This is a genomic window from Paracoccus pantotrophus (assembly GCF_008824185.1).
Classification (GTDB): domain Bacteria; phylum Pseudomonadota; class Alphaproteobacteria; order Rhodobacterales; family Rhodobacteraceae; genus Paracoccus; species Paracoccus pantotrophus.
Genome location: NZ_CP044426.1, coordinates 998,788 through 1,019,110, shown reverse-complemented (window position 1 = coordinate 1,019,110; position 20,323 = coordinate 998,788). Strand labels below are relative to the sequence as shown.

The following is a 20,323-nucleotide window of genomic DNA, read 5'->3' as shown; positions in this document are numbered from 1 at the left end:
AGGCCCTTGCAGGGCTGGACATGCGAAAGGCAAAGCCATGCTCAGGAAGACCCGCCTGTCCCTTTCCCTGGCGCTGGCGGCACCCGCCGCCCTGGCCGGGCCGGCCGCACCACCGGCCGAGGGGCGCGTCACCGTCACCTATGTCGCGCCCGAAACCTTTCGCGACCGCGAGTTCCGCCGCGCCCGCAGCCGCGCCTCGGCGCTGGCCGAGTTCGACCGCTGGTTCGCCGAACTGGGCGCGCGCTGCCTTCTCCCCGGCCAGAGCCTTGCCATCGAGGTGCTGGACATCGACTGGCGGGCGAGTTCGAACCCAGGCGCACCGGCTTTGACGACGTGCGCATCCTGCGCGCCGCCACCCCGCCGCGCATCCACCTGCGCTACCGGCTGATGCAGGACGGCGCCACCATCCGCGCGGTTGAAGAACGGCTGACCGACATGAACTGTCTTTCGGACCCGCGCGGGCATGGCGGCAGCCGGCGCTTCGTCCGTGCGGATGGTGCAGGACTGGTTCTGCAAGGCCTTCGCCGCGCCGCAGCGACCCGCCGGCGCCTGCCTTTCCGGCTGACCGGCAAGCCCCGGCAGGCGTTCAACCCTCGATGCGCCCGCCATCGACATCCAGCCCGCCCGAGAAAACCCGGCTTGCGCGGATATCGGCCTCGGTGATGGTGGACAGGGTGCGCGCATCGACCGGCGCATCGCCGGAAAACAGCCGGTTCGCCTGGCGCAGCCGGGCCCTGTCCAGCGCATTGCGGATCGAGCGGGCATTGGCGAAATGCGGCTGGTCACGGCGCAGGCGGATATAGTCCTCCATCGCCGCCCGCCCGGCCTCGTCGAAAACATAGCCCTGGTTCTCCAGCATCGCGGCCGAGATCCGCCCCAGCTCTTCGTCAGTATAATCGGGAAATTCGATGTGATGGGCGATGCGCGAGCGGAAACCCGGATTGGCGGCGAAGAAACGGTCCATCCGGTCGGCATAGCCGGCCATGATGACCACCAGGTCGTCGCGGTTGTTCTCCATCACCTGCAGCAGGATCTCGATCGCCTCCTGGCCATAGTCGCGCTCGTTGTCGGGCTTGTAGAGGTAATAGGCCTCGTCGATGAACAGAACGCCGCCCATGGCCTTCTTCAGGACTTCCTTGGTCTTGGGCGCGGTATGGCCGATATATTGCCCGACCAGGTCGTCGCGGGTGACGCTGACCAGGTGGCCCTTGCGCACATAGCCCAGGCGATGCAGCAGCCCGGCCATCTTCAAGGCCACCGTGGTCTTGCCGGTGCCCGGATTGCCGGTAAAGCTCATGTGCAGGGTGGGGGTCTCATGGGCCAGCCCCAGGTCGCGCCGCGCCCGGTCCACCAAGAGCAGGGCCGCCGTCTCGCGGATCCTCTGCTTCACCGGCGCCAGCCCGATCAACTCGCGGTCCAGCTCGTCCAGGATCTCGCGCACGCCCGAGGTTTCATACTCGGCCTTCAGATCCACGGTCGCCAGCGTCTCGCCCATATCGCCGTCCATCAGCCTTTCTCCGTTTCGCAAATACTCTCGGGGGTCCGGGGGGCAGACGGCCCCCCGGTCCGGCAGTGGTGTCAGCCGACCATCTCATGCGTGTAGCGGATGTGCCGGCCATCGGCCTCCATGCGCCAGGTTCTGAAGCTCGGCTCGCTTTCCGGGCGGTTGACGATAAAGGACATCATCACCGTCTCCCATCCCCGCGTGCTGTCGAAGGCGTTGATGCGGATATACTTGTCGCCATGCGCCTTGCGGCAGTCGTCCAGCTCCATCATCACGCCCTTGGCGTCTTTCAGGTCGAACATCGGGTTGCCCCACATCTCCCAATAGGTGTTGCGGGGATGCGGCTCGGAGGTCCACTCGATCCCGACCGCCCAGTCGCGCGACAGGATGTATTCCACCTGGTCGCGGATCTGCTCGTCCGTCAGATCGGGCAGGAAGGAAAAGCAGCCCTGAGTGATACGCATGTGATCTCTCCCTTAGCTGACGGACGCGGTCGGAACGAAGTCCGAGGTGTCGGTCGAGGTATAGTTGAAGGTGATGTTGCCCCAGGTATCCAGCGCCGCCTCCAGCGGCTTGCACCATTTGGCGGCCTTGCGCAGGACTTCCGGGCCTTCGTTTGCGATGTCGACGCCTTCGTTGCGCGCCAGGACCATGGCCTCCAGCGCCACGCGGTTCGCGGTCGCGCCGGCCTGGATGCCCATCGGGTGGCCGATGGTGCCGCCGCCGAATTGCAGCACCACGTCGTCGCCGAACAGGTCCAGCAGCTGGTGCATCTGCCCGGCATGGATGCCGCCCGAGGCGACCGGCATGGTCTTTTTCAGGTTGGCCCAGTCCTGCTCGAAGAAGATGCCGCGCGGCAGGTCGACCGCGTTCACCGTCTCGCGGCAGACGTTGTAATAGCCCTGCACGGTCATCGGATCGCCTTCCAGCTTGCCGACGGCGGTGCCGGTATGCAGGTGATCGACCCCGGCCATGCGCAGCCACTTGGCGATCACGCGGAAGCTGATGCCGTGGTTCTTCTGCCGGGTATAGGTGCCGTGGCCGGCGCGGTGCATGTGCAGGATCATGTCGTTCTGCCGGCACCAGTTCGAGATCGACTGGATCGCGGTCCAGCCGACGATCAGGTCCACCATGACGATGACCGAGCCCAGCTCCTTGGCCAGTTCGGCGCGGCGATACATCTCTTCCATGGTGCCGGCGGTGATGTTGAGATAGTGCCCCTTGACCTCGCCGGTGGCGGCCGTGGCCTTGTTCACCGCCTCCATGCAGTAGAGGAAGCGGTCGCGCCAATGCATGAAGGGTTGCGAGTTGATGTTCTCGTCGTCCTTCATGAAGTCGAGCCCGCCCTTCAGCCCCTCATAGACCACGCGGCCGTAGTTCTTGCCCGACAGCCCCAGCTTGGGCTTGGTGGTGGCGCCCAGCAGGGGACGGCCGAACTTGTCCAGCCGCTCGCGCTCGACCACGATGCCGGTGGGCGGGCCGGCAAAGGTCTTCATGTAGGCGACCGGGAAGCGCATGTCCTCCAGCCGGGCGGCCTTCAGCGGCTTGAAGCTGAAGACGTTGCCGATGATCGAGGCGGTGACGTTGGCGATCGAGCCTTCCTCGAACAGGATCAGGTCATAGGCGACATAGCAGAAATACTGCCCCGGCGTGCCCGGCACCGGCTCGACCTTATAGGCTTTCGCGCGATACTGGTCGCAGGCGGTCAGCCGGTCGGTCCAGACCACGGTCCAGGTCGCGGTCGAGCTTTCGCCGGCCACCGCCGCCGCTGCCTCGATCGGGTCCACGCCCTCTTGCGGGGTGATGCGGAACAGGGCCAGGATGTCAGTGTCCTTGGGCTGGTAGTCGCCGTCCCAATAGCCCATCTGGGCGTATTTCAGCACGCCGGCCGCATAGCGCTTCTTCTTGTCGGTGATTTCCGACTTGCTCATCTCGTTCATCGGGCTTCCTCCTCCTCAGGCGGCTTTCGCGCCAGTGATTGCCGGGTCCAGCGCCCCCGACGCGTAGCGTTTGGCCATCTCGTCCATCGGGATGACCCTGATCTTGCTGGCATGGCCCGCGGTGCCGAAGCGTTCGAAGCGGTCGCGGCACAGGGCCGTCAGCTCCTTCATCGCCGGGATCAGGAACTTGCGGGGGTCGAATTCATCGGGCTTGTCGCGGGCGATCTTGCGGAACTGCCCGGTCATCGCCATGCGGCAATCGGTGTCGATATTCACCTTGCGCACGCCGTGGCGGATGCCGCGCTCGATCTCCTCGACCGGGACGCCATAGGTCTGCGGCATCTGGCCGCCGGCCTCGTTGATCAGGTCTTGCAGATATTGCGGCACCGAGCTGGAGCCGTGCATGACCAGATGCGTGCCGGGCAGGCGCTCGTGGATCGCCTCGATCACATGCATGGCCAGGATGTCGCCATCGGGCTTGCGGCTGAACTTGTAGGCGCCATGGCTGGTGCCGCAGGCGATGGCCAGCGCGTCGCAATGGGTGCGGGCGACGAAATCCACCGCCTGATCGGGGTCGGTCAGAAGCTGGCTGTGGTCCAGCTTGCCCTCGGCGCCCGAGCCGTCCTCGGCCGCGGCTTCGCCGGTCTCCAGGCTGCCCAGCACGCCCAGCTCGCCCTCGACCGAGGCGCCGACGGCATGGGCGGCCTCGGAGACCTTGGCCGTCACCGCGACGTTATAGTCGTAATCGGCGGGCGTCTTCATGTCCTCATGCAGCGAGCCGTCCATCATCACGCTGGTGAATCCGTGCCGGATCGCCGACATGCAGGTGGCCAGGTTGTTGCCGTGGTCCTGGTGCAGGCAGATCGGGATGGTCGGGTTCATCTCGGCCAGCGCCTCGACCATGCGCCGCAGCATGATGTCGCCGGCATAGGAACGGGCGCCGCGGCTGGCCTGCAGGATCACCGGCGCATCGACCTCGGCCGCCGCCTTCACGATGGCCAGCCCCTGTTCCATGTTGTTGATGTTGAAGGCGGGCACGCCGTAGCCATGCTCGGCGGCGTGGTCCAGAAGCTGTCGCAGCGTGATGAGGGCCATCACTTTCCTCCCTGGATAAGCTGGTTGGCAAGGTCGGCGGCACGTTCGGCGGTGATGCCGAAATGCCGGTAAAGCGCGGGGGCGGGGGCCGAGGCGCCAAAGCCGGCCATGCCGATGAAACCGTCGCCGGGGCGCAGGAAAAGCCCGTCCCAGCCCTGGCGGATCAGCGCCTCGATGCCGATGCGCGGGGCGCGGCCCAGCACCGCTTCGCGTTCGGCCTGCGGGCGCTGGGCGAACAGCTCGAAGCAGGGGGCCGAGACGACGGCGGCGCGCACGCCCTGCGCGGCCAGCAGATCGGCGGCCTCCAGCGCGATCTCGACCTCCGAGCCGGTGGCGATCAGCGTCGCGTCGCGCGCGCCCTCGGTCTCGCGCAGGACATAGGCGCCCTGGCGGCTCAGGTTCTCGTCATCGGCCTTAAGCCGCACGGCGGGCAGGTTCTGGCGCGACAGGCACAGGACCGAGGGGCTGGCGGGCGCGGTCAGCGCGATCTCCCAGGCCTCGGCGGTCTCGACCGCATCGGCGGGGCGGAAGACCATCAGGTTCGGGATCGCCCGCAGCGCCGCGACATGCTCGACCGGCTGGTGGGTCGGCCCGTCCTCGCCCAGGCCGATGCTGTCATGGGTCATGACATGGACGACCGGCACCCCCATCAGCGCGCCCAGCCGGATCGCCGGGCGGGAATAGTCGGAAAAGGCCAGGAAGGTGCCGCCATAGGGGACAAAGCCCCCGTGCAGCGCCAGGCCGTTCATGATCGCGGCCATGCCGTGTTCGCGGATGCCGTAATGGACATAGCGGCCCAGCCGCTCGGCCGGCGTCACCGAGACCATGCCCTTGCTGCGGGTGTTGTTCGAGCCGGTCAGGTCGGCCGAGCCGCCCACCGTGTTCGGCAGCGTGGCGTTCACCACCTCCAGCGCCATTTCCGAGGCCTTGCGGGTCGCCACCTTGGGCCGGTCGGCGGCCAGCTTTGCCGTATAGTCGCGGATGGCGCTACGCAGCGCCGCCGCATCGGGCGCGGCCAGCATGGCGTTGAAACGGCCCTGATCTGGGGACGTTTCCAGCCGCTTCTGCCATGCTGACCGCGCCTCGGCCCCTCGCGCGGAGACACAGCGCCAGGAGTCCAGGATGTCTTGGGGTATTTCGAAGGGCGAATGGTTCCAGCCCAGATGCGCGCGCGCCGCCGCGATCTCGTCGGCGCCCAGCGGCGCGCCATGCACGTCGTGGCTGCCCTGCTTGTTGGGCGCGCCATAGCCGATCACCGTCTTGCAGGCGATGAGCGAGGGGCGCTCATCCGCCCGCGCGGCCTCGATCGCGGCGGCCACCGCCTCGCGGTCATGGCCGTCCACCGCCTGCACATGCCAGCTCGCGGCGGCAAAGCGCGCCATCTGGTCGGTCGAGGTGGACAGGTCGGTATGGCCGTCGATGGTGATGCCGTTGTCATCCCACATCAGGATCAGCCGGCCCAGCCGCTGGTGGCCGGCAAAGTCGATGGCCTCGTGGCTGATGCCCTCCATCAGGCAGCCGTCGCCCGAGATGACATAGGTCCAGTGATCGACCAGCCCGTCGCCGAAGCGGGCGTTCATCATCCGCTCGGCCAGCGCCATGCCGACGGCGGTGGCTAGCCCCTGGCCCAGCGGGCCGGTGGTGGTCTCGATCCCCTTGGCATGGCCGTATTCGGGATGGCCGGCGGTGCGCGCGCCCAGCTGGCGGAAATTCCGCAGTTGGTCCATGTCCATGTCGTCATAGCCCAGCATGTGGTTGATCGCATAGACCAGCATCGAGCCATGGCCCGCCGACATCACGAAGCGGTCGCGGTCGGGCCAGGCGGCATCCGCCGGGTCGATCTTCATGAAGCGGTTGAACAGCACCGCGGCCACGTCGGCCATGCCCATGGGCGCGCCCGGATGGCCGGATTTCGCGGCCTCGACCGCATCCATCGCCAGCGCGCGGATGGCATTGGCCATCTGCGCCTCCATACCGGTGTCGATCCTTGCCATCTGGTTCATCCTCTTTCCCTCCCTTCAGGCCCGTTTCGATTCGTTGACCAGACGCAGGATCATCGGCGTCAGGATCAGCTGCATGGCGAGGTCCAGCTTCGGCCCCGGAATGACGATGGAATTGGCGCGGCTCATCCACGAGCCCTGGATCATCGAGGTCAGATAGGGAAAATCGATGCCGCGCGGGTTCTTGAAGCGGATCACCACCAGGCTTTCGTCCGCCGTGGGGATCCAGCGCGCGATGAACGGGTCCGAGGTATCGACCACCGGGACGCGCTGGAAGTTGATGTCGGTTTCGGTGAACTGCGGGCAGATCACATGCACATAGGCATGCATGCGGCGCAGGATCACGTCGGTCACGGCCTCGGTCGAATAGCCGCGGCTGGCCTTGTCGCGGTGGATCTTCTGGATCCATTCCAGGTTGATGACCGGCACCACGCCGATCTTCAGGTCGGCCTGGCCGGCGATGTCGATGCCGTCCGAGCGGACCGCGCCATGCAGCCCCTCGTAGAACAGCAGGTCCGAGCCGGGGGCGAAATCCTCCCATGCCGTGAACTGGCCGGGGGGCGTGCCGTATTTCTCGGCCTCGCGGTCGTCGTGGACGTAATGCCGGGTCTGGCCGGTGCCGGTCTGGCCGTAATGGCGAAACACCTGTTCCAGGCGCTCCAGCTCGTTGGCCTCGATGCTGAAATGGCTGAAGGTGTGGTCGCCCGCCTCGGTCCGGCGCGCCAGTTCGGCCTTCATCGCCGCGCGGTCGAAGCGGTGGAAGGCGTCGCCCTCGATGCTGACGGCGGTGATCTTCTCGCGGCGGAAGATCTGGTCGAAGGTGTTCTTGATCGTGGTGGTGCCCGCGCCCGACGAGCCGGTGACGGAAATGATCGGGTGTTTCTTGCTCATGGTGTCCCTTCTTTTTCCAGATCAGGCCCGGAACAGGCCGCGATGGCCGAACAGCGCCGAGACCTCGGTCTGGGGCAGTTCGTGATAGGCGGCGATGCGGGCGACCTTCTCGGCCGAGCCGAAGACGAAGGGCGTGCGCTGGTGCAGGCGCGCCGCGCCCTGGTCGAGGATCGGGACCAGCCCGTCGGTGGCGCGACCGCCGGCCTGTTCGACCAGCAAGGCGATGGGCGCGCATTCGTAAAGCATGCGCAGCCGGCCCGAGCCGTAGCCCTCGCGCGCGTCGCCGGGATACAGGAACACGCCGCCCCGGATCAGGATGCGGTGGGTTTCCGCCACCAGCGAGGCGATCCAGCGCATGTTGAAGTTCTGTTCGCGCGGGCCGTCGCTGCCGGCCAGGCAATCGTCGATATAGGCGCGGATCGGCTGCGGCCAGTGCCGGTAGTTCGAGGCGTTGATGGCGAATTCCAGGGCGCTTTCGGGCATCTCCTGCCGGGCCGTCACCAGCCGGAAGCCGTCGCTGTCGGGGTCCAGCGCGTAATGCTGCACGCCGTCGCCGAACGTGACCATCATGGCGCAGCGCGGGCCGTAGATGATGTAGCCCCCGCCGATCTGCTGGCGCGCCGGGCGCAGGAAGCTGGCCTCGGCCGTCGCCTCGGCGGGATAGATCGAAAAGATCGTGCCGATCGAGACATTGGTGTCGATGTTCGAGGAGCCGTCCAGCGGGTCGATGGCGACGGCCAGCCGGCCCGCGGGGTCCAGCGCCACGGCCTCGTCCTGTTCCTCCGAGGCGAGCCAGCGCACCCCCGCGCCGGCCAGCGCCTGGCGGAACAGGTCGTCCGCCATCACGTCCAGCGCCTTCTGCCCGTCGCCATCCGCATTGGTCCCGACCGGCGAGGCAAGGTCGCCACCCCGGCGGATGATCGCGGCAAGCCGGGCCCCGGCCTCGGCCATCGCCCGCATCACGGGGCGCAACTCCTCGGGAATGCGGTCGGTCTGGATTGTCTCGGCGGTCATCTGCCCCTCCTCTGGCGCGTCCCGTCTTCTTGTTGACATGTCCAGATTTTAAGGAACATTTAATAATACAAAAATGTATTTCGGAAATTCTGAATGAAGCGGATCAGTGCCATAACCCTGCGCCAGCTGCGCGTGCTGCGCGCCGTCATCGACAGCGGCTCGCTGACCGGGGCGGCGGGGCTGCTGAGCCTCAGCCCGCCCGCGATCCACAGCCAGCTGCGTGCGCTGGAGGATCTGCTCGGCGCCCCCATGGTGATCCGGGGCGAGCATGGCGCCTTCCTTGCCACCGAAGAGGGGCGGGCGGTGCTGGAAGCCGAGGCGCAGATCGCCATCGCGCTTGAAACCTGCGCGCGGCGGGTGGCGGCGCTGCAAAGCGGCCATACCGGCAATGTCTCGCTGGGGGTGGTCTCGACCGGCAAGTATTTCGCGCCGCGCCTCGTCGCCGACCTGCGCCGCGCGTTGCCCGAGGTCGAGGTGACGCTGCGCATCGGCAACCGCGACGCGGTAATCCAGTGGCTGACCTCGCGGGCGCTGGACCTGGCGATCATGGGCCGGCCGCCGCGCAGCCCGGCGGTGGTGGCCGAGCCCATCGGCCCGCATCCCCATATCATCGTGGCGCCCCCCGATCACCCGCTGGCCGCCGCCGATCCGGCGACGCCGCGCGATCTCCTGGCCGAGACCTATCTGGCGCGCGAGCCCGGCTCGGGCACGCGCATCCTGATGACGCGCTTCCTGGACCGGATCGGCGACGGCACGCCCTGGCGCATGGTCGAGATGGGCACGAACGAGACCATCAAGCAGGCGGTGATCGCGGGCTTGGGCATCGCGCTGATCTCGCAGCACACGGTGACCGAGGAATTGCGCGCCGGCCGGCTGGTGGCGCTGAAGGCCGAGGGGCTGCCGATCCAGCGCAACTGGTTCCTGATCCGGCGCGAGGACATGGCGCTGTCGCCGGCGGGACGGCGCGTGCATGATCATGTCCTGGGGCTGAAGGGCGGCTTCCTGCCCACGGTCGAATCGTAAGCGCCGGCCGCGGCGGATCGCCTGCGGCCGGCGCTTGCCTTGCGGGGTCAGTCCTCCAGCGGCTTGCCGGCGGTCTCGCGCGCCATCAGCATGGCGACCAGCGCCAGACCGGCGGCGCCGACCAGATACCAGGCCGGGGCCAGCTTGCTGCCGGTCACGCTGATCAGCCAGGTCGCGACGAAGGGCGCGGTGCCGCCAAACAGCGCATTCGCGGTGTTGAAGCTGAAGGCGAAGCCGGAATAGCGCACGCGGGTCGGAAAGATCTCGGACAGGAAGCAGGGCAGGGTGCCGTCGTTAATGGTCAGCAGTGCGCCGAAGGCGATCTGGATCAGCACGATGGTGGCGAAGCTCGCGCCGTCGAGCATGCTGAACAGCGGCACGGTCAGGCCCATGAACAGCACCGAGGCGGTGATCAGCGCCGTTTTGCGCCCCAGCCGGTCCGACAGCATGCCCATCAGGAAGATCAGGAAGATGTAGCTGGCCAGCGAGATGCTGGTGGCCAGAAAGGCCTGGGCCTTGCCCATGCCCATCTCGGTCGAGAGATAGGTGGGCATGTAGCTGAGGATCAGGTAGAAGCCCACGGCGTTGAGGCAGGTGACGCCGAAGGCGATGGCGATCTGCCGGCGATGGTTGCGAAACAGCTCGCGCACCGGGGTGGCCTCGACGTGATGGGTCTTTTCCAGCTCGCGGAATTTCGGCGTGTCCTCCAGCCGCAGCCGAATATAAAGGCCGATGAAGCCCAGAGGCAGCGCCAGCAGGAAGGGGATGCGCCAGCCGAAGCTTTGCATCTGCGCCTCGTCCAGGAAGGCGAAGAGCCCCGCCGACATCAGCGAACCGGCCAGCAGCCCCGCTGCGGTCGAGGCCGGTACGATGCTGGTGTAAAGGCCGCGGCGATGGGTCGGGGAATATTCGGCGATGAACGAGGTGGCGCCGGCATATTCGCCCGCCGCCGAAAAGCCCTGCACCATGCGCACCAGCAGCAGAAGCACCGGCGCCAGCAGGCCGATCTGGTGATAGGACGGCAAGAGCGCGATGACGGTGGTGGCGCCCGACATGATCAGGATCGACCAGGACAGCGCGGTGCGCCGGCCGACCCGGTCGCCGATCGCGCCCCAGATGATGCCGCCGACCGGGCGGATGATGAACGAGATGGCAAAGACCGCGAAGGTCGCCAGCAGCGCGCTGGTCGGCGCGATCTCGGGGAAGAAGGCATGGGCGATGACGGTGGCGAAATAGCCGTATGAGGCATAGTCGAACCATTCGACGAAATTGCCGACGAAGCTGGCGCCCAGCACCTTCTTCACCACGTCGGGCGAAACCTCGGTGTCTTGCGCCGCATCCTGCGGCATGTCGGCCGCCGCGGCGAGCGTTGGATTGGACATTGTTACCCTCCCTTGGGTGTTCCTGCCGGCCTCCTCTGCCGGCAATGGCCTTTCGGCCCGGCCCGCGGGGGATGCGGGCCGGTGGCGGCGGTCGCAACCGCCGTTACGCGATCCGCCCGCCGGATGGTCCGGCGGGCGGCGGGGGATCAGGCGGCCTTGGCCTTGCCCCTGACGATCAGATGCTCGGGTCCATAGGGGAAGCCGGTGATGTTGCGGTTCCCGCCTTCCTCGATCACCAGGATGTCGTGTTCGCGATAGCCGCCGGCGCCGGGCATGCCCTCGGGGATGGTGATCATCGGCTCCATCGAGACGACCATGCCGGGCTCCAGCACCGTGTCGCAATCCTCGCGCAGCTCCAGCCCCGCCTCGCGGCCGTAATAGTGGCACAGCACCCCGAAGCTGTGGCCATAGCCGAAGCTGCGGTATTGCAGCAGGTTCTCGGCCGCATACATCTCGTTCAGCTCGGCCGCGATCTCCGAGCATTTCTTGCCCGGCACCAGCAATTCCTTGCCGCGGTCATGGACCTTGCAGTTGAACTCCCACAGCCGGACATGTTCGTCGCTGGCCTGCTCGGCGAAGAGCGTGCGCTCCAGCGCGACGTAATAGCCCGCGACCATGGGGAAGCAGTTCAGCGACAGGATGTCGCCGCGCTGGATCTTGCGGCTCGTCACCGGGTTGTGGGCGCCGTCGGTGTTCACGCCGGACTGGAACCAGGTCCAGCTGTCCAGCAGTTCGGCATGGGGCCAGGTTTTCGCGATCTCGCGCACCATGGCGGCGGTGGAATGCAGCGCCACCTCATGCTCGGGCACGCCCACGGCCACCGCCTCGACGCAGGCCGCGCCGCCCAGATCGGCGATACGGGCCATCTCGGTGATATGGGCGATCTCCTCGGCCGATTTGATCATGCGCAGCCGCATGGCAGGCGCTGCGATATCGACGAACGCGACGCCGGGAAACTCCGCCTTCAGCAGGTCGAGCAGGTCGATGTTGACATGGTCGAACTCGATGCCGATGCGTCGGGCCTGGCCGGCCAGTTGGCGCAGCGCATGAAAATAATTGTCCTTCTGCCAGTCGGTATAGGTGACGTTTCCGCCGAAGCTGCGCCGCCAGGGCTGGCCGCCGTCGATGCCGGCGCTGATGGTGGTCGCCTTGTCATGGTCGATCACCAGCCCGTAGCGGCGGCCGAACTGGCAATAGAGGAAATCGGCGTAATAATTGATGTTGTGATACGAGGTGAACAGCGCCGCATCGATGCCTGCCTGCGCCATATGCGCCCGGATTGCATCCTGGCGGCGCTGCATTTCCGTGGCCGAGAAGGTCGGGACCGCCTTCTCGCCATTGCCGACGAAACTCTGGAGCCTGTCGCGTTGCATGGGATGTCCTTTTGTCTTTTGGGGGTTCGGATGGCGGCAGGATCGGTTCCGCAAGGCCGCTTGTCAAAAGACGGTTTCTCATGCTTCACTTGAGAAAATCTCAAACAGTTTTGGAACGCCGATGTCGCTTCTGCCGCTGAACGCCCTGCGCGCCTTCGAGGCGGTGGCCCGGCTGAAAAGCTTCAAGGAGGCGGCGAAGGCGCTGTTCGTCACCCAGTCGGCGGTCAGCCATCAGGTCCGCCACCTTGAGGAATTCCTGGGGGTCGCGCTGTTCGACCGCTCGGGGCCGCGGCCGCGCATCCTGCCCCGCGGGCAGGAACTGGCGCGGACGCTGAGCCTGTCGCTGGCCGAGATCGAGGCTGCCTGCAAGCGGGTGCGCATGGCCGGCGGCACGCAGCCGCTGGTGATCGCCGCCATCCCCTCGGTGGCGATCTGCTGGCTGATCCCGCGGCTCTCGCGCTTTCGGCAGGCGCATCCCGAGGTGGCGCTGCGGGTGGTCTATGCCATGCACGGTCAGGAGATCGACTTTCGCAGCACGCATTTCGCCTTCGTCTTCTCGGATGGCCCGCCGGCCGTGCCGGGGGTGCGGGTGCTGGGCTTCCTGCCGGGGGCAAGCGCGCCGGTCTGCAACCCCGCGCTGCTGCCCGCTTTCGGCAAGGCGCCGCCCCCGGCCGCCGCGATCAAGGCGGCGGGGCTTTTGCACGATACCGACACCTCGGCCTGGCGCGCCTGGCTTTCGCGGGCGGGCGAGGGCATCGACCCGGACGAGGCCGGGCCGGTCTTCGAGGATTTCAACCTGCTGCGCGCTGCCGCGCTGGCCGGGCAGGGCGTGGCGCTGTGCCCGCTGGCGATGATCCGCGACGACCTCGACAGCGGCCGGCTGGTGCAGCTGTCGCCGGTGACGGTGCAGGAAAACTATGGCTACTACCTGCTGGCCAACGATCCGCAGCCTGCCGACCTGGCCGAGAACGCCCAGGCCTTCCAGGACTGGGCGTTCCACGAAAGGGATGCCGGGCCGGGCGGCTGATCCGGGTCAGGACCGCGCCGGCTCGCGCGGCGCCACCGGGTGCAGCAGATGCGAGAAATCCGGCCGCCGCGCCAGCACATCGGCCAGGCTGTAGCCGTCCAGAACCGCCATGAAGCCCGCCATCGCCTCGTCCAGCACCGAGGTCAGCCCGCAGGCCGGCGCGATGATGCAGCTGGTGCAGCCGACCAGGTCGAAATCGTCCTCGGTATGGCGCACCAGCGCGCCGATATTGATCTCGGCCGGCGGCCGCGCCAGCCGGATGCCGCCGTTGCGGCCGCGCAGGCTGGCCAGAAAGCCCGCATGCACCAGGTCGTTGATGACCTTCATCAGGTGGTTCTGCGAGATGCCATAGGCTTGCGCGATCTCGCCGATCGAGCACAGCCGTTCGGGCTCGCGGCCCAGATACAAGAGCACGCGCATGGCGTAATCGGTATAGCGCGTCAGGCGCATCGCGGCCTCCGATAAAACATGTATCCTGATTGCATGTTTCTGGCGGCAAAGATACATGTATCCGCAATACATGTTTTGAGTCGCGGCCGACCCCCGCCGCGCAACCTAGCAGGAGAAGCCCGATGCCGCAGCCGCTGAGCGCGCAGACCATCGCCCTGGTCAAAGCCACTGTCCCTGGGCTCGAGGCGCATGGCCTTGACATCGTGCGCGAAATGTATGCGCGCATGTTCCAGAACCCCGAGATCCGCGACCTGTTCAACCAGTCGCACCAGGGCGGTTCGGAAGCGCAGCCGCGCGCGCTGACCGGGGCGATCCTGGCCTATGCCAACAATATCGACAACGTCACGGCGCTGGTCCCCGCGGTCGAGCGCATCGCCCAGAAACACGTGGGCCTGCAGATCCTGCCCGAGCATTACCCCCATGTCGCCGAGGCGCTCTTGGGCGCCATCCAGGCGGTGCTGGGCGATGCGGCCACCGACGAGGTGCTGGATGCCTGGGGCGAGGCCTATTGGTTCCTTGCCAATATCCTGATCGCGCGCGAGCGGCGGATCTATGACGAGCAGCTGGCGGTCGCGGGCGGCTGGAACGGCTGGCGCGAGTTCCGCATCGACGAGGTGATCCGCGAAAGCAGCACCATCGCCTCGTTTATCCTGCGCCCGGTCGATGGCGGGCCGGTGATGGCGCACAAGCCGGGCCAGTACCTGACCTTCTGGCTGGAGATCCCCGGCCATGCCCCGGCCAAGCGCAACTATTCGATCTCGGCTGCGCCGAACGGCCAGACCTATCGCATCTCGGTCAAGCGCGAGCCGCAGGGGCTGGTCTCGGGCTGGCTGCACCAGCAAAGGCCGGGCACGGTGCTGAAGGTGGCCGCGCCCGCGGGCGAGTTCTTCCTGCCCGAACGGCCCAAGCGGCCGGTGGTGCTGCTGTCGGGCGGTGTGGGCCTGACGCCGATGGTCGCCATGCTGGAGGCGCTGGTGCAATCGGACGCGCCGGTGCCGGTGCATTACATCCACGGCACCCATGACCGCGAGACCCATGCGATGCGCGCCCATGTCCGCGCGCTGGCCAAGGGACGGGGGCAGATCACCGTCACCGATTTCCACCAGACGCCGCTGGCGGATGAGGTCGCCGGCCGCGACTACGACCATGCCGGGCTGATCACCGAGGAATGGCTGCTGGCCAACACCCCTTCGGGCGATGCGGATTACTATATCTGCGGCCCGCGCCCCTTCCTGCGGGCGGCGGTGGCCGCCCTGTCGCTGGCCGGCGTGCCCTCGGACCGCATCCATTACGAGTTCTTCGGCCCGGCCGACGAATTGCTGGTTGCCTGAGGCGGGGTCCGGACGCCGATGGCCCGGCCGCTTGCCAAGGGGCTTGGCAGCGCGCCGTGGCTTGTGGCAATGCGGAACGGACGCCCGGTCCTCCGGCCGGGCGCAGCATTCGGGAAACCATGGTGCCGCAATCTGCTGCTGACGACAGGGAACGCTATATCGCGCGGGGCATTGCCCATGTGAAGCTTTCGACGCCGGCCCGGGCGCCGATCACCGTGTCCTTCGTGCTGATGCCGCGCTTTACCATGCTGGCCTTCACCTCGGCGATCGAGCCCTTGCGGGTGGCCAACCAGCTGACCGAGCAGGTGCTGTTCAAATGGCGCATCCACAGCGAGACGGGCGCGCCGATCGCCTGCTCGAACGGGGTGCCGCTTCTGCCCGACGCGCCGCTGTCCGAGGCCCTGGCCTCGGATTACGTGCTGGTCTGCGGCGGGGTCGAGCCGGATGCGGGATGCAGCGCCGAACTGACCGACTGGCTGCGCAAGCAATGGCGCCACGGCGGCACGGTGGGCGGGCTTTGCACCGGCGCCTATGCGCTGGCCCGCGCCGGCATCCTCAACGGCCGCCGCTTTACCCTGCATTGGGAAAACATTCCGAACTTCACCGAGAAATATCCGGACCTGGCGCCCGAGCGGCGCATCTTCTGCATCGACGACCGCATCGTCACCTGCGCCGGCGGCGTCGCTTCGGCCGAGCTGGCACTGAAGCTGATCGAGGATTACTACGGCGCCGAACTGGGCCAGGCGGTGATGAACATGTGCCTGCTGGGCCAGATCCGCCGCGGCGAGGACGAACAGCTGAGCTCGCTTTCCGTCCGCCTGGGCACGCGAAACGACCACCTGATCCGCGCCGTGGCCTATATCGAGGCCCATGTCGAGGACGAGATCGACCTGGGCGAATGCGCCAGCCACCTGGGCATCTCGCGCCGCCAGCTGGAGCGATTGTTCCAGCGCTACCTGGACACGACGCCGCTGCAATATCTCAACAAGGTGCGGCTGCAACATGCCCGCTCGCTGCTGACCGAGACCAATCTCAGCGTCATGCAGGTGGCGGTGGCCTGCGGTTTCGGCTCGTCCTCGTATTTCTCCAAGGTGTTCCGGGGGCAATACGGCATCTCGCCCCACAAGTTCTCGCTGACGCGCAAGCGGCCGGGTTAGGGCGCGGCCCGCGCCCTGCGCTATGATCGGCCGAATCGCCAGCGCAGGAGGGTATCGGATGGACAAGGGCAGGGTGGCGGCGGGACGCATCCGCATCGGCATCGGCGGCTGGACCTACGAGCCCTGGCGCGGCAGCTTCTATCCCGCGGGGCTGGCGCAGCGGCGCGAGCTGGAACATGCCAGCCGCCGGCTGACCTCGATCGAGATCAACGGCACCTATTACGGCGCGCAAAAGCCCGAGAGCTTTCGCAAATGGCATGACGAGACGCCCGAGGATTTCGTCTTTTCGCTGAAGGCGCCGCGCTATGCCACCAATCGCAAGGTGCTGGCCGAGGCGGGCGAAACCATCGCGCGGTTCCTGTCGGGCGGGGTCATGCTCTTGGGCGACAAGCTGGGACCGATCAACTGGCAGTTCATGGCGACGAAGACATTCGAGCCCGACGATTTCCGGGCCTTCCTGAAGCTGTTGCCGGCCGCGGCCGCGGCCGGGGGCAGGGCGCTGCGCCACGTGGTCGAGGTGCGCCACCAGAGCTTCCGCACGCCCGTCTTCACCGAGATGCTGCGCGAGCATGGCGTGGCGGCGGTGGTCGCGGCGGATGGCAAATATCCGCAGATCGCCGATCCGACCGCGCCCTTCGTCTATGTGCGCATCATGGGCACCAGCGCCGAGAAGGCCCTGGGCTATGCGCCGGCGGCGCTGGATCTTTGGGCGGAAAGGGTGCGGATCTGGGCGGCGGGCGGACTGCCCGAGGGGCTGGAGCATGTCGGGCCGAACCCGGTCTCGGGGCCGCGCGACGTCTATCTTTACGTCATCGGCGGCCACAAGGCGCATAATCCGCAAGCCGCCATGGCGCTGATCGAGCGGCTGGGCTGAAGCCGCCGCGATCCCGTTCCGCTTTCGGCGCGGCCAAGGGGCTTGCCCGTGCGATCCGCCCCTGCCAAGCTGCAAGGCAGGGAGAACGCGCATGGACGGACAGCAGAACGGCCGCAAGCCGCTGGACACGGCGGAAATCGGCGCGCTTGCGCATCTTTACCGGGCCGAAATCTATCGCTCGACCATCTGGCGCACGCGGCTCGACACCACGACGAACTGGTCGGTGGTGACGCTGGGGGTGGCGCTGTCGATCACCTTTTCCTCGCCCCAGGCATCGCCCCTGCCGCTGGTGCTGGTCGGCATCCTCATCATCTTCTTCCTGATGCTCGAGGCCCGGCGCTATCGCTATTTCAACGTCTGGCGCGCGCGCTGCCGCTGGATGGAGCTGAACTTCATGGCGCCGATGCTGCGCGACGGCGACCTGCGGCTGGACACAGGCTGGCAGGACCGGCTGGCCGAGGATTATCGCCGCCCCGCCTATCACGTCAGCCTGCGCACCGCCATCGGCCGGCGCATCCGGCGCAACTATTTCTGGATCCTGTTGATCCAGACCGTGGCCTATCTGGGCAAGCTGGGGGTGCATCCGACCCCGCTGCAATCGGCGGCCGAATTGCTGGAGCGCGCCGCCATCGGCCCGATTCCGGGCTGGCTGGTGCTGGGCATCGGGCTGGCCTATTGCCTGTCCTGGGGCGCCATTGCGCTGTGGAGCCTGGGCGAGGACCGCAAGCGCGCCCGCTGGCGCCAGGATCCGCTGGGCATGGGGTGAACCCGGCGGGCTGATGCAAGGCCACACGGGTTTGGTCACGCATCCCCTCGCCGGAATGCAGGACGAAGCGCCCGAAATCGAGGAGATGGCCAAGGCCGCCACCATCCATGTCCCGACCGTGCGGCCGGCTGCCGGATGGATCTGCTGCGCCGCTGGCCTTCGGGGGCGCTGCCCCCCGCGTTTCCTGCGCCCCTCGACGGGGCGCAGGAAACGTCCCCCCGGGATATTTGGGCAAGAAAGAAGGGCAGGCGCCATGGGGCTGGATCCCGAGAGGCGCCACCCGGCACAATGTCAATCCACCGGCTCCGAGGCGCCGAAGGATATGGCGCATCCTGCCCGGCCCGGCTAGGTTGGCGGAATGCTGGTCGATCCCGAACACCCGTTCTTCCGCCCGCTCTGGGTCCGTGTCCTCTGCGTCCTGCTGCCCCTGCTTTGGGCGGGGTTCGAGGCAACCAGTGGCGCGTTCTTCTGGGCCTTCCTGTTCGGTGCGGCAGGGATCTATCTTTTCGCGGCGCTTTTCTTGAAACGCAGCGACGACGGGTGATGTCCCGGCGCCGGCGCGGACCTGCCCCTCGTGTCTTGCCGATCCGCGAATGGTGCGCCGAGAATCATCCCGTCCCCGTCCCGATACGGCGGGGCGGCAATGCCTGAACAGTCCGGTTCTGTCTGTTTTCACGTCCGGGGCCGGCCCCTCCTGCCCGGTGCCTGGCCGGCTGAACGCCAAGATTTGCCCGATGCTTTCGGCGTTTCGCAGCGTCATCGCGGCAAAACGACGATCATGCCCGGCAAAGCACTTGACCTGTCAGGCAGATTCGTTTGCATCAGGATCAGGGAATATCTCTAGACATGGGAGGCATTATGTCACTCTTCTCCACCCGGATGCTTGCGGCATCGGCTTTTGCCCTGATGGCTGCGGCGCCGCTGCATGCCAAGACCTTCGTCTATTGCTCGGAGGGCTCGCCGGAGGGTTTCGACGCCGCGCCCTATACCTCGGGCACCACCTTCGATGCCTCGGGCCATGCGATCTACAACCGCCTCGTGCAGTTCAAGCCGGGCACCACCGAGATCGAGCCGGCCCTGGCCGAAAGCTGGGACGTGTCCGAGGACGGGCTGGAATACACCTTCCACCTGCGCCAGGGGGTGAAGTTCCATTCCAACGACAAGTTCACGCCCTCGCGCGATTTCAACGCCGACGACGTGATCTTCACCTTCGAGCGCCAGGCCAGCGCCGACCATCCCTGGCACGAATACATCCCCGGCATCACCTACGAGTATTATTCCTCGATGGAGATGGACAAGCTGATCAAGTCCATCGAGAAGGTCGATGACCACACGGTGAAATTCACCCTGAACCAGCCCGAGGCGCCGTTCCTGGCCAATGTGGCGATGCCCTTCGTCTCGATCGTCTCCAAGGAATATGCCGACGCGCTGGACGCCGCCGGCACCCGCGAAGACCTGAACAACGCCCCGATCGGCACCGGCCCCTTCCGCTTCGTCGCCTATCAGAAGGACGCGGTGATCCGTTACCAGAAGAACGCCGATTACTGGGGCGAGGCACCCAAGATCGACGACCTGGTCTTTGCCATCACCCCCGACGCCTCGGTGCGGCTGCAAAAGCTCAAGGCCGGCGAATGCCACCTGATGCCCTATCCGGCGCCCGCCGACCTGGACGAGATCCGCGCCGACCCGAACCTCAAGCTGGACGAGCAGCCCGGCCTGAACGTGGGCTATCTGGCCTATAACACCACCGTCGCGCCCTTCGACAACCCGCAGGTCCGCAAGGCGCTGAACATGGCGATGGACAAGCAGGCCCTGATCGACGCCGTCTATCAAGGCAATGCCGAGGTCGCCAAGAACCCGATCCCGCCGACCATGTGGTCCTATAACGACGCCATCGAGGACGACAAATACGACCCCGAGGCCGCCAAGGCGATGCTGGAGGAAGCCGGCGTCAAGGATCTGACCATGGAAGTCTGGGCCATGCCGGTGCAGCGCCCCTACATGCCCAATGCCCGCCGCACCGCCGAGCTGATCCAGAGCGATTTCGCCAAGGTCGGCGTCAAGGTCGAGATCGTGAGCTACGAATGGGGCGAGTACCTGAAGAAGTCGATGGAGGAAGGCCGCAAGGGCGCCGTCATCCTGGGCTGGACCGGCGACAACGGCGACCCCGACAACTTCCTGTCGGTGCTGCTCAGCTGCGCCGCGGCCAATCCGGGCGGCGCGAACCGCGCCTTCTGGTGCAACCAGGAGTTCTCGGACCTGCTGGCCAAGGCCAAGGCGACCTCGGACCATGACGAGCGGGTCAAGCTTTACGAAGAGGCGCAGGTCATCTTCAAGCGCGAGGCGCCCTGGGCCACGCTGGCACATTCGACGCAATATGTGCCGATGGCCAAGAACGTGACCGGCTTCGTGCAATCGCCGCTGGGCGACTATGCCTTCGACACCGTGGACCTGACCGAATAAGGTCGCGCCCGGATTGAAACTCTCGCGGCCGTG

18 protein-coding genes and 1 pseudogene are annotated in these 20,323 nt (G+C 66.8%); 9 read left to right on the top strand and 10 right to left on the bottom strand.

All coding sequences use genetic code 11. The annotated features are described in order from the left end of the window. Nucleotides 1-37 precede the first annotated feature (37 nt). Nucleotides 38-663, top strand: a pseudogene (locus ESD82_RS22630) (DUF3016 domain-containing protein). Here ESD82_RS22630 and cbbX read toward each other — a convergent pair. The 7 genes from cbbX to ESD82_RS15455 form a co-directional block, all read right to left on the bottom strand. Beyond that, nucleotides 587-1,507 (bottom strand): CbbX protein, encoded by a 921-nt coding sequence (gene cbbX, locus ESD82_RS15485; protein ID WP_167521775.1) that lies wholly within the window; start codon nt 1,505-1,507, stop codon nt 587-589. The pseudogene ESD82_RS22630 and the gene cbbX sit on opposite strands and share 77 nt — an antisense overlap. A 71-nt stretch (nt 1,508-1,578) precedes the next feature. Beyond that, a complete protein-coding gene (locus ESD82_RS15480) occupies nt 1,579-1,968 on the bottom strand; it encodes a ribulose bisphosphate carboxylase small subunit (RefSeq protein WP_024844388.1) in 390 nt (129 codons plus the stop codon). Nucleotides 1,969-1,980: 12 nt separating this feature from the next. Then, entirely contained in the window at nt 1,981-3,444 is a 1,464-nt protein-coding gene (locus ESD82_RS15475) for a form I ribulose bisphosphate carboxylase large subunit (RefSeq protein WP_024844389.1), read from the bottom strand. Nucleotides 3,445-3,459: 15 nt separating this feature from the next. Next, nucleotides 3,460-4,539 carry a class II fructose-bisphosphate aldolase gene (fba, locus tag ESD82_RS15470; RefSeq protein ID WP_024844390.1) on the bottom strand — a complete coding sequence of 360 codons (1,080 nt, stop codon included), beginning with the start codon at nt 4,537-4,539 and terminating at the stop codon, nt 3,460-3,462. Then, the gene (tkt, locus tag ESD82_RS15465; protein ID WP_147427969.1) at nt 4,539-6,542 is read right to left on the bottom strand and encodes a transketolase; all 2,004 of its coding nucleotides are present in this window, start codon (nt 6,540-6,542) and stop codon (nt 4,539-4,541) included. Before tkt ends, fba begins: the two co-directional genes overlap by 1 nt. Before the next feature lie 15 nt (nt 6,543-6,557). Beyond that, nucleotides 6,558-7,430: a phosphoribulokinase gene (locus ESD82_RS15460; RefSeq protein WP_024844392.1), complete on the bottom strand. Its 873-nt coding sequence runs from the start codon at nt 7,428-7,430 to the stop codon at nt 6,558-6,560. A gap of 21 nt (nt 7,431-7,451) precedes the next feature. Continuing rightward, the gene (locus ESD82_RS15455) at nt 7,452-8,444 is read right to left on the bottom strand and encodes a class 1 fructose-bisphosphatase (protein ID WP_024844393.1); all 993 of its coding nucleotides are present in this window, start codon (nt 8,442-8,444) and stop codon (nt 7,452-7,454) included. A gap of 93 nt (nt 8,445-8,537) precedes the next feature. Between ESD82_RS15455 and cbbR the strand changes: the two genes are divergently transcribed. Then, nucleotides 8,538-9,467 (top strand): LysR family regulator CbbR, encoded by a 930-nt coding sequence (cbbR, locus tag ESD82_RS15450; RefSeq protein WP_024844394.1) that lies wholly within the window; start codon nt 8,538-8,540, stop codon nt 9,465-9,467. A 47-nt stretch (nt 9,468-9,514) separates the two neighbouring features. Here cbbR and ESD82_RS15445 read toward each other — a convergent pair whose 3' ends face one another. Both ESD82_RS15445 and ESD82_RS15440 read right to left on the bottom strand, forming a co-directional pair. Then, the gene (locus tag ESD82_RS15445) at nt 9,515-10,849 is read right to left on the bottom strand and encodes an MFS transporter (RefSeq protein WP_147427970.1); all 1,335 of its coding nucleotides are present in this window, start codon (nt 10,847-10,849) and stop codon (nt 9,515-9,517) included. Nucleotides 10,850-10,995: 146 nt separating this feature from the next. Beyond that, a complete protein-coding gene (locus tag ESD82_RS15440; protein ID WP_147427971.1) occupies nt 10,996-12,222 on the bottom strand; it encodes an aminopeptidase P family protein in 1,227 nt (408 codons plus the stop codon). Nucleotides 12,223-12,343: 121 nt separating this feature from the next. On the opposite strand from ESD82_RS15440, the gene ESD82_RS15435 reads away from it, so the two are divergent. Continuing rightward, nucleotides 12,344-13,249, top strand: a complete 906-nt coding sequence (locus ESD82_RS15435; RefSeq protein ID WP_147427972.1) for a LysR substrate-binding domain-containing protein — start codon at nt 12,344-12,346, stop codon at nt 13,247-13,249. A 6-nt stretch (nt 13,250-13,255) separates the two neighbouring features. Here the strand turns inward: ESD82_RS15435 and ESD82_RS15430 are convergent, their stop codons facing one another. Next, the gene (locus ESD82_RS15430; protein WP_024844398.1) at nt 13,256-13,699 is read right to left on the bottom strand and encodes an Rrf2 family transcriptional regulator; all 444 of its coding nucleotides are present in this window, start codon (nt 13,697-13,699) and stop codon (nt 13,256-13,258) included. A gap of 122 nt (nt 13,700-13,821) precedes the next feature. Here ESD82_RS15430 and hmpA point away from each other — a divergent pair, with 122 nt between their 5' ends. The 6 genes from hmpA to ESD82_RS15400 all read left to right on the top strand — a co-directional run bounded on the left by hmpA (nt 13,822) and on the right by ESD82_RS15400 (nt 20,290). Then, nucleotides 13,822-15,030, top strand: coding sequence for an NO-inducible flavohemoprotein (gene hmpA / locus ESD82_RS15425; RefSeq protein ID WP_024844399.1), 1,209 nt, complete (start codon nt 13,822-13,824; stop codon nt 15,028-15,030). 119 nt (nt 15,031-15,149) lie between these two features. Next, nucleotides 15,150-16,187, top strand: a complete 1,038-nt coding sequence (locus tag ESD82_RS15420) for a GlxA family transcriptional regulator (RefSeq protein WP_024844400.1) — start codon at nt 15,150-15,152, stop codon at nt 16,185-16,187. Between the two features lie 58 nt (nt 16,188-16,245). Further along, nucleotides 16,246-17,061, top strand: a complete 816-nt coding sequence (locus ESD82_RS15415; RefSeq protein ID WP_147427973.1) for a DUF72 domain-containing protein — start codon at nt 16,246-16,248, stop codon at nt 17,059-17,061. A gap of 91 nt (nt 17,062-17,152) precedes the next feature. Next, a complete protein-coding gene (locus ESD82_RS15410) occupies nt 17,153-17,827 on the top strand; it encodes a DUF2270 domain-containing protein (RefSeq protein ID WP_028710610.1) in 675 nt (224 codons plus the stop codon). Nucleotides 17,828-18,185: 358 nt separating this feature from the next. Continuing rightward, nucleotides 18,186-18,371, top strand: a complete 186-nt coding sequence (locus ESD82_RS15405) for a hypothetical protein (protein ID WP_024844403.1) — start codon at nt 18,186-18,188, stop codon at nt 18,369-18,371. A 314-nt stretch (nt 18,372-18,685) separates the two neighbouring features. Next, nucleotides 18,686-20,290, top strand: coding sequence for an ABC transporter substrate-binding protein (locus ESD82_RS15400; protein ID WP_024844404.1), 1,605 nt, complete (start codon nt 18,686-18,688; stop codon nt 20,288-20,290). Nucleotides 20,291-20,323: the final 33 nt, after the last annotated feature.

Excerpts from the sequence above, each read along its gene's own strand:
- ESD82_RS15440 (WP_147427971.1), bottom strand. The coding sequence starts at position 12,222 with ATGCAACGCGACAGGCTCCAGAGTTTCGTCGGCAATGGCGAGAAGGCG.
- ESD82_RS15415 (WP_147427973.1), top strand. The coding sequence starts at position 16,246 with ATGGACAAGGGCAGGGTGGCGGCGGGACGCATCCGCATCGGCATCGGC.
- ESD82_RS15430 (WP_024844398.1), bottom strand. The coding sequence starts at position 13,699 with ATGCGCCTGACGCGCTATACCGATTACGCCATGCGCGTGCTCTTGTAT.
- cbbR (WP_024844394.1), top strand. The coding sequence starts at position 8,538 with ATGAAGCGGATCAGTGCCATAACCCTGCGCCAGCTGCGCGTGCTGCGC.
- ESD82_RS15410 (WP_028710610.1), top strand. The coding sequence starts at position 17,153 with ATGGACGGACAGCAGAACGGCCGCAAGCCGCTGGACACGGCGGAAATC.
- fba (WP_024844390.1), bottom strand. The coding sequence starts at position 4,539 with ATGGCCCTCATCACGCTGCGACAGCTTCTGGACCACGCCGCCGAGCAT.
- ESD82_RS15400 (WP_024844404.1), top strand. The coding sequence starts at position 18,686 with ATGTCACTCTTCTCCACCCGGATGCTTGCGGCATCGGCTTTTGCCCTG.
- ESD82_RS15460 (WP_024844392.1), bottom strand. The coding sequence starts at position 7,430 with ATGAGCAAGAAACACCCGATCATTTCCGTCACCGGCTCGTCGGGCGCG.
- hmpA (WP_024844399.1), top strand. The coding sequence starts at position 13,822 with ATGCCGCAGCCGCTGAGCGCGCAGACCATCGCCCTGGTCAAAGCCACT.
- ESD82_RS15435 (WP_147427972.1), top strand. The coding sequence starts at position 12,344 with ATGTCGCTTCTGCCGCTGAACGCCCTGCGCGCCTTCGAGGCGGTGGCC.
- ESD82_RS15405 (WP_024844403.1), top strand. The coding sequence starts at position 18,186 with ATGCTGGTCGATCCCGAACACCCGTTCTTCCGCCCGCTCTGGGTCCGT.
- ESD82_RS15420 (WP_024844400.1), top strand. The coding sequence starts at position 15,150 with ATGGTGCCGCAATCTGCTGCTGACGACAGGGAACGCTATATCGCGCGG.
- tkt (WP_147427969.1), bottom strand. The coding sequence starts at position 6,542 with ATGAACCAGATGGCAAGGATCGACACCGGTATGGAGGCGCAGATGGCC.
- ESD82_RS15480 (WP_024844388.1), bottom strand. The coding sequence starts at position 1,968 with ATGCGTATCACTCAGGGCTGCTTTTCCTTCCTGCCCGATCTGACGGAC.
- ESD82_RS15445 (WP_147427970.1), bottom strand. The coding sequence starts at position 10,849 with ATGTCCAATCCAACGCTCGCCGCGGCGGCCGACATGCCGCAGGATGCG.
- ESD82_RS15475 (WP_024844389.1), bottom strand. The coding sequence starts at position 3,444 with ATGAACGAGATGAGCAAGTCGGAAATCACCGACAAGAAGAAGCGCTAT.
- ESD82_RS15455 (WP_024844393.1), bottom strand. The coding sequence starts at position 8,444 with ATGACCGCCGAGACAATCCAGACCGACCGCATTCCCGAGGAGTTGCGC.
- cbbX (WP_167521775.1), bottom strand. The coding sequence starts at position 1,507 with ATGGACGGCGATATGGGCGAGACGCTGGCGACCGTGGATCTGAAGGCC.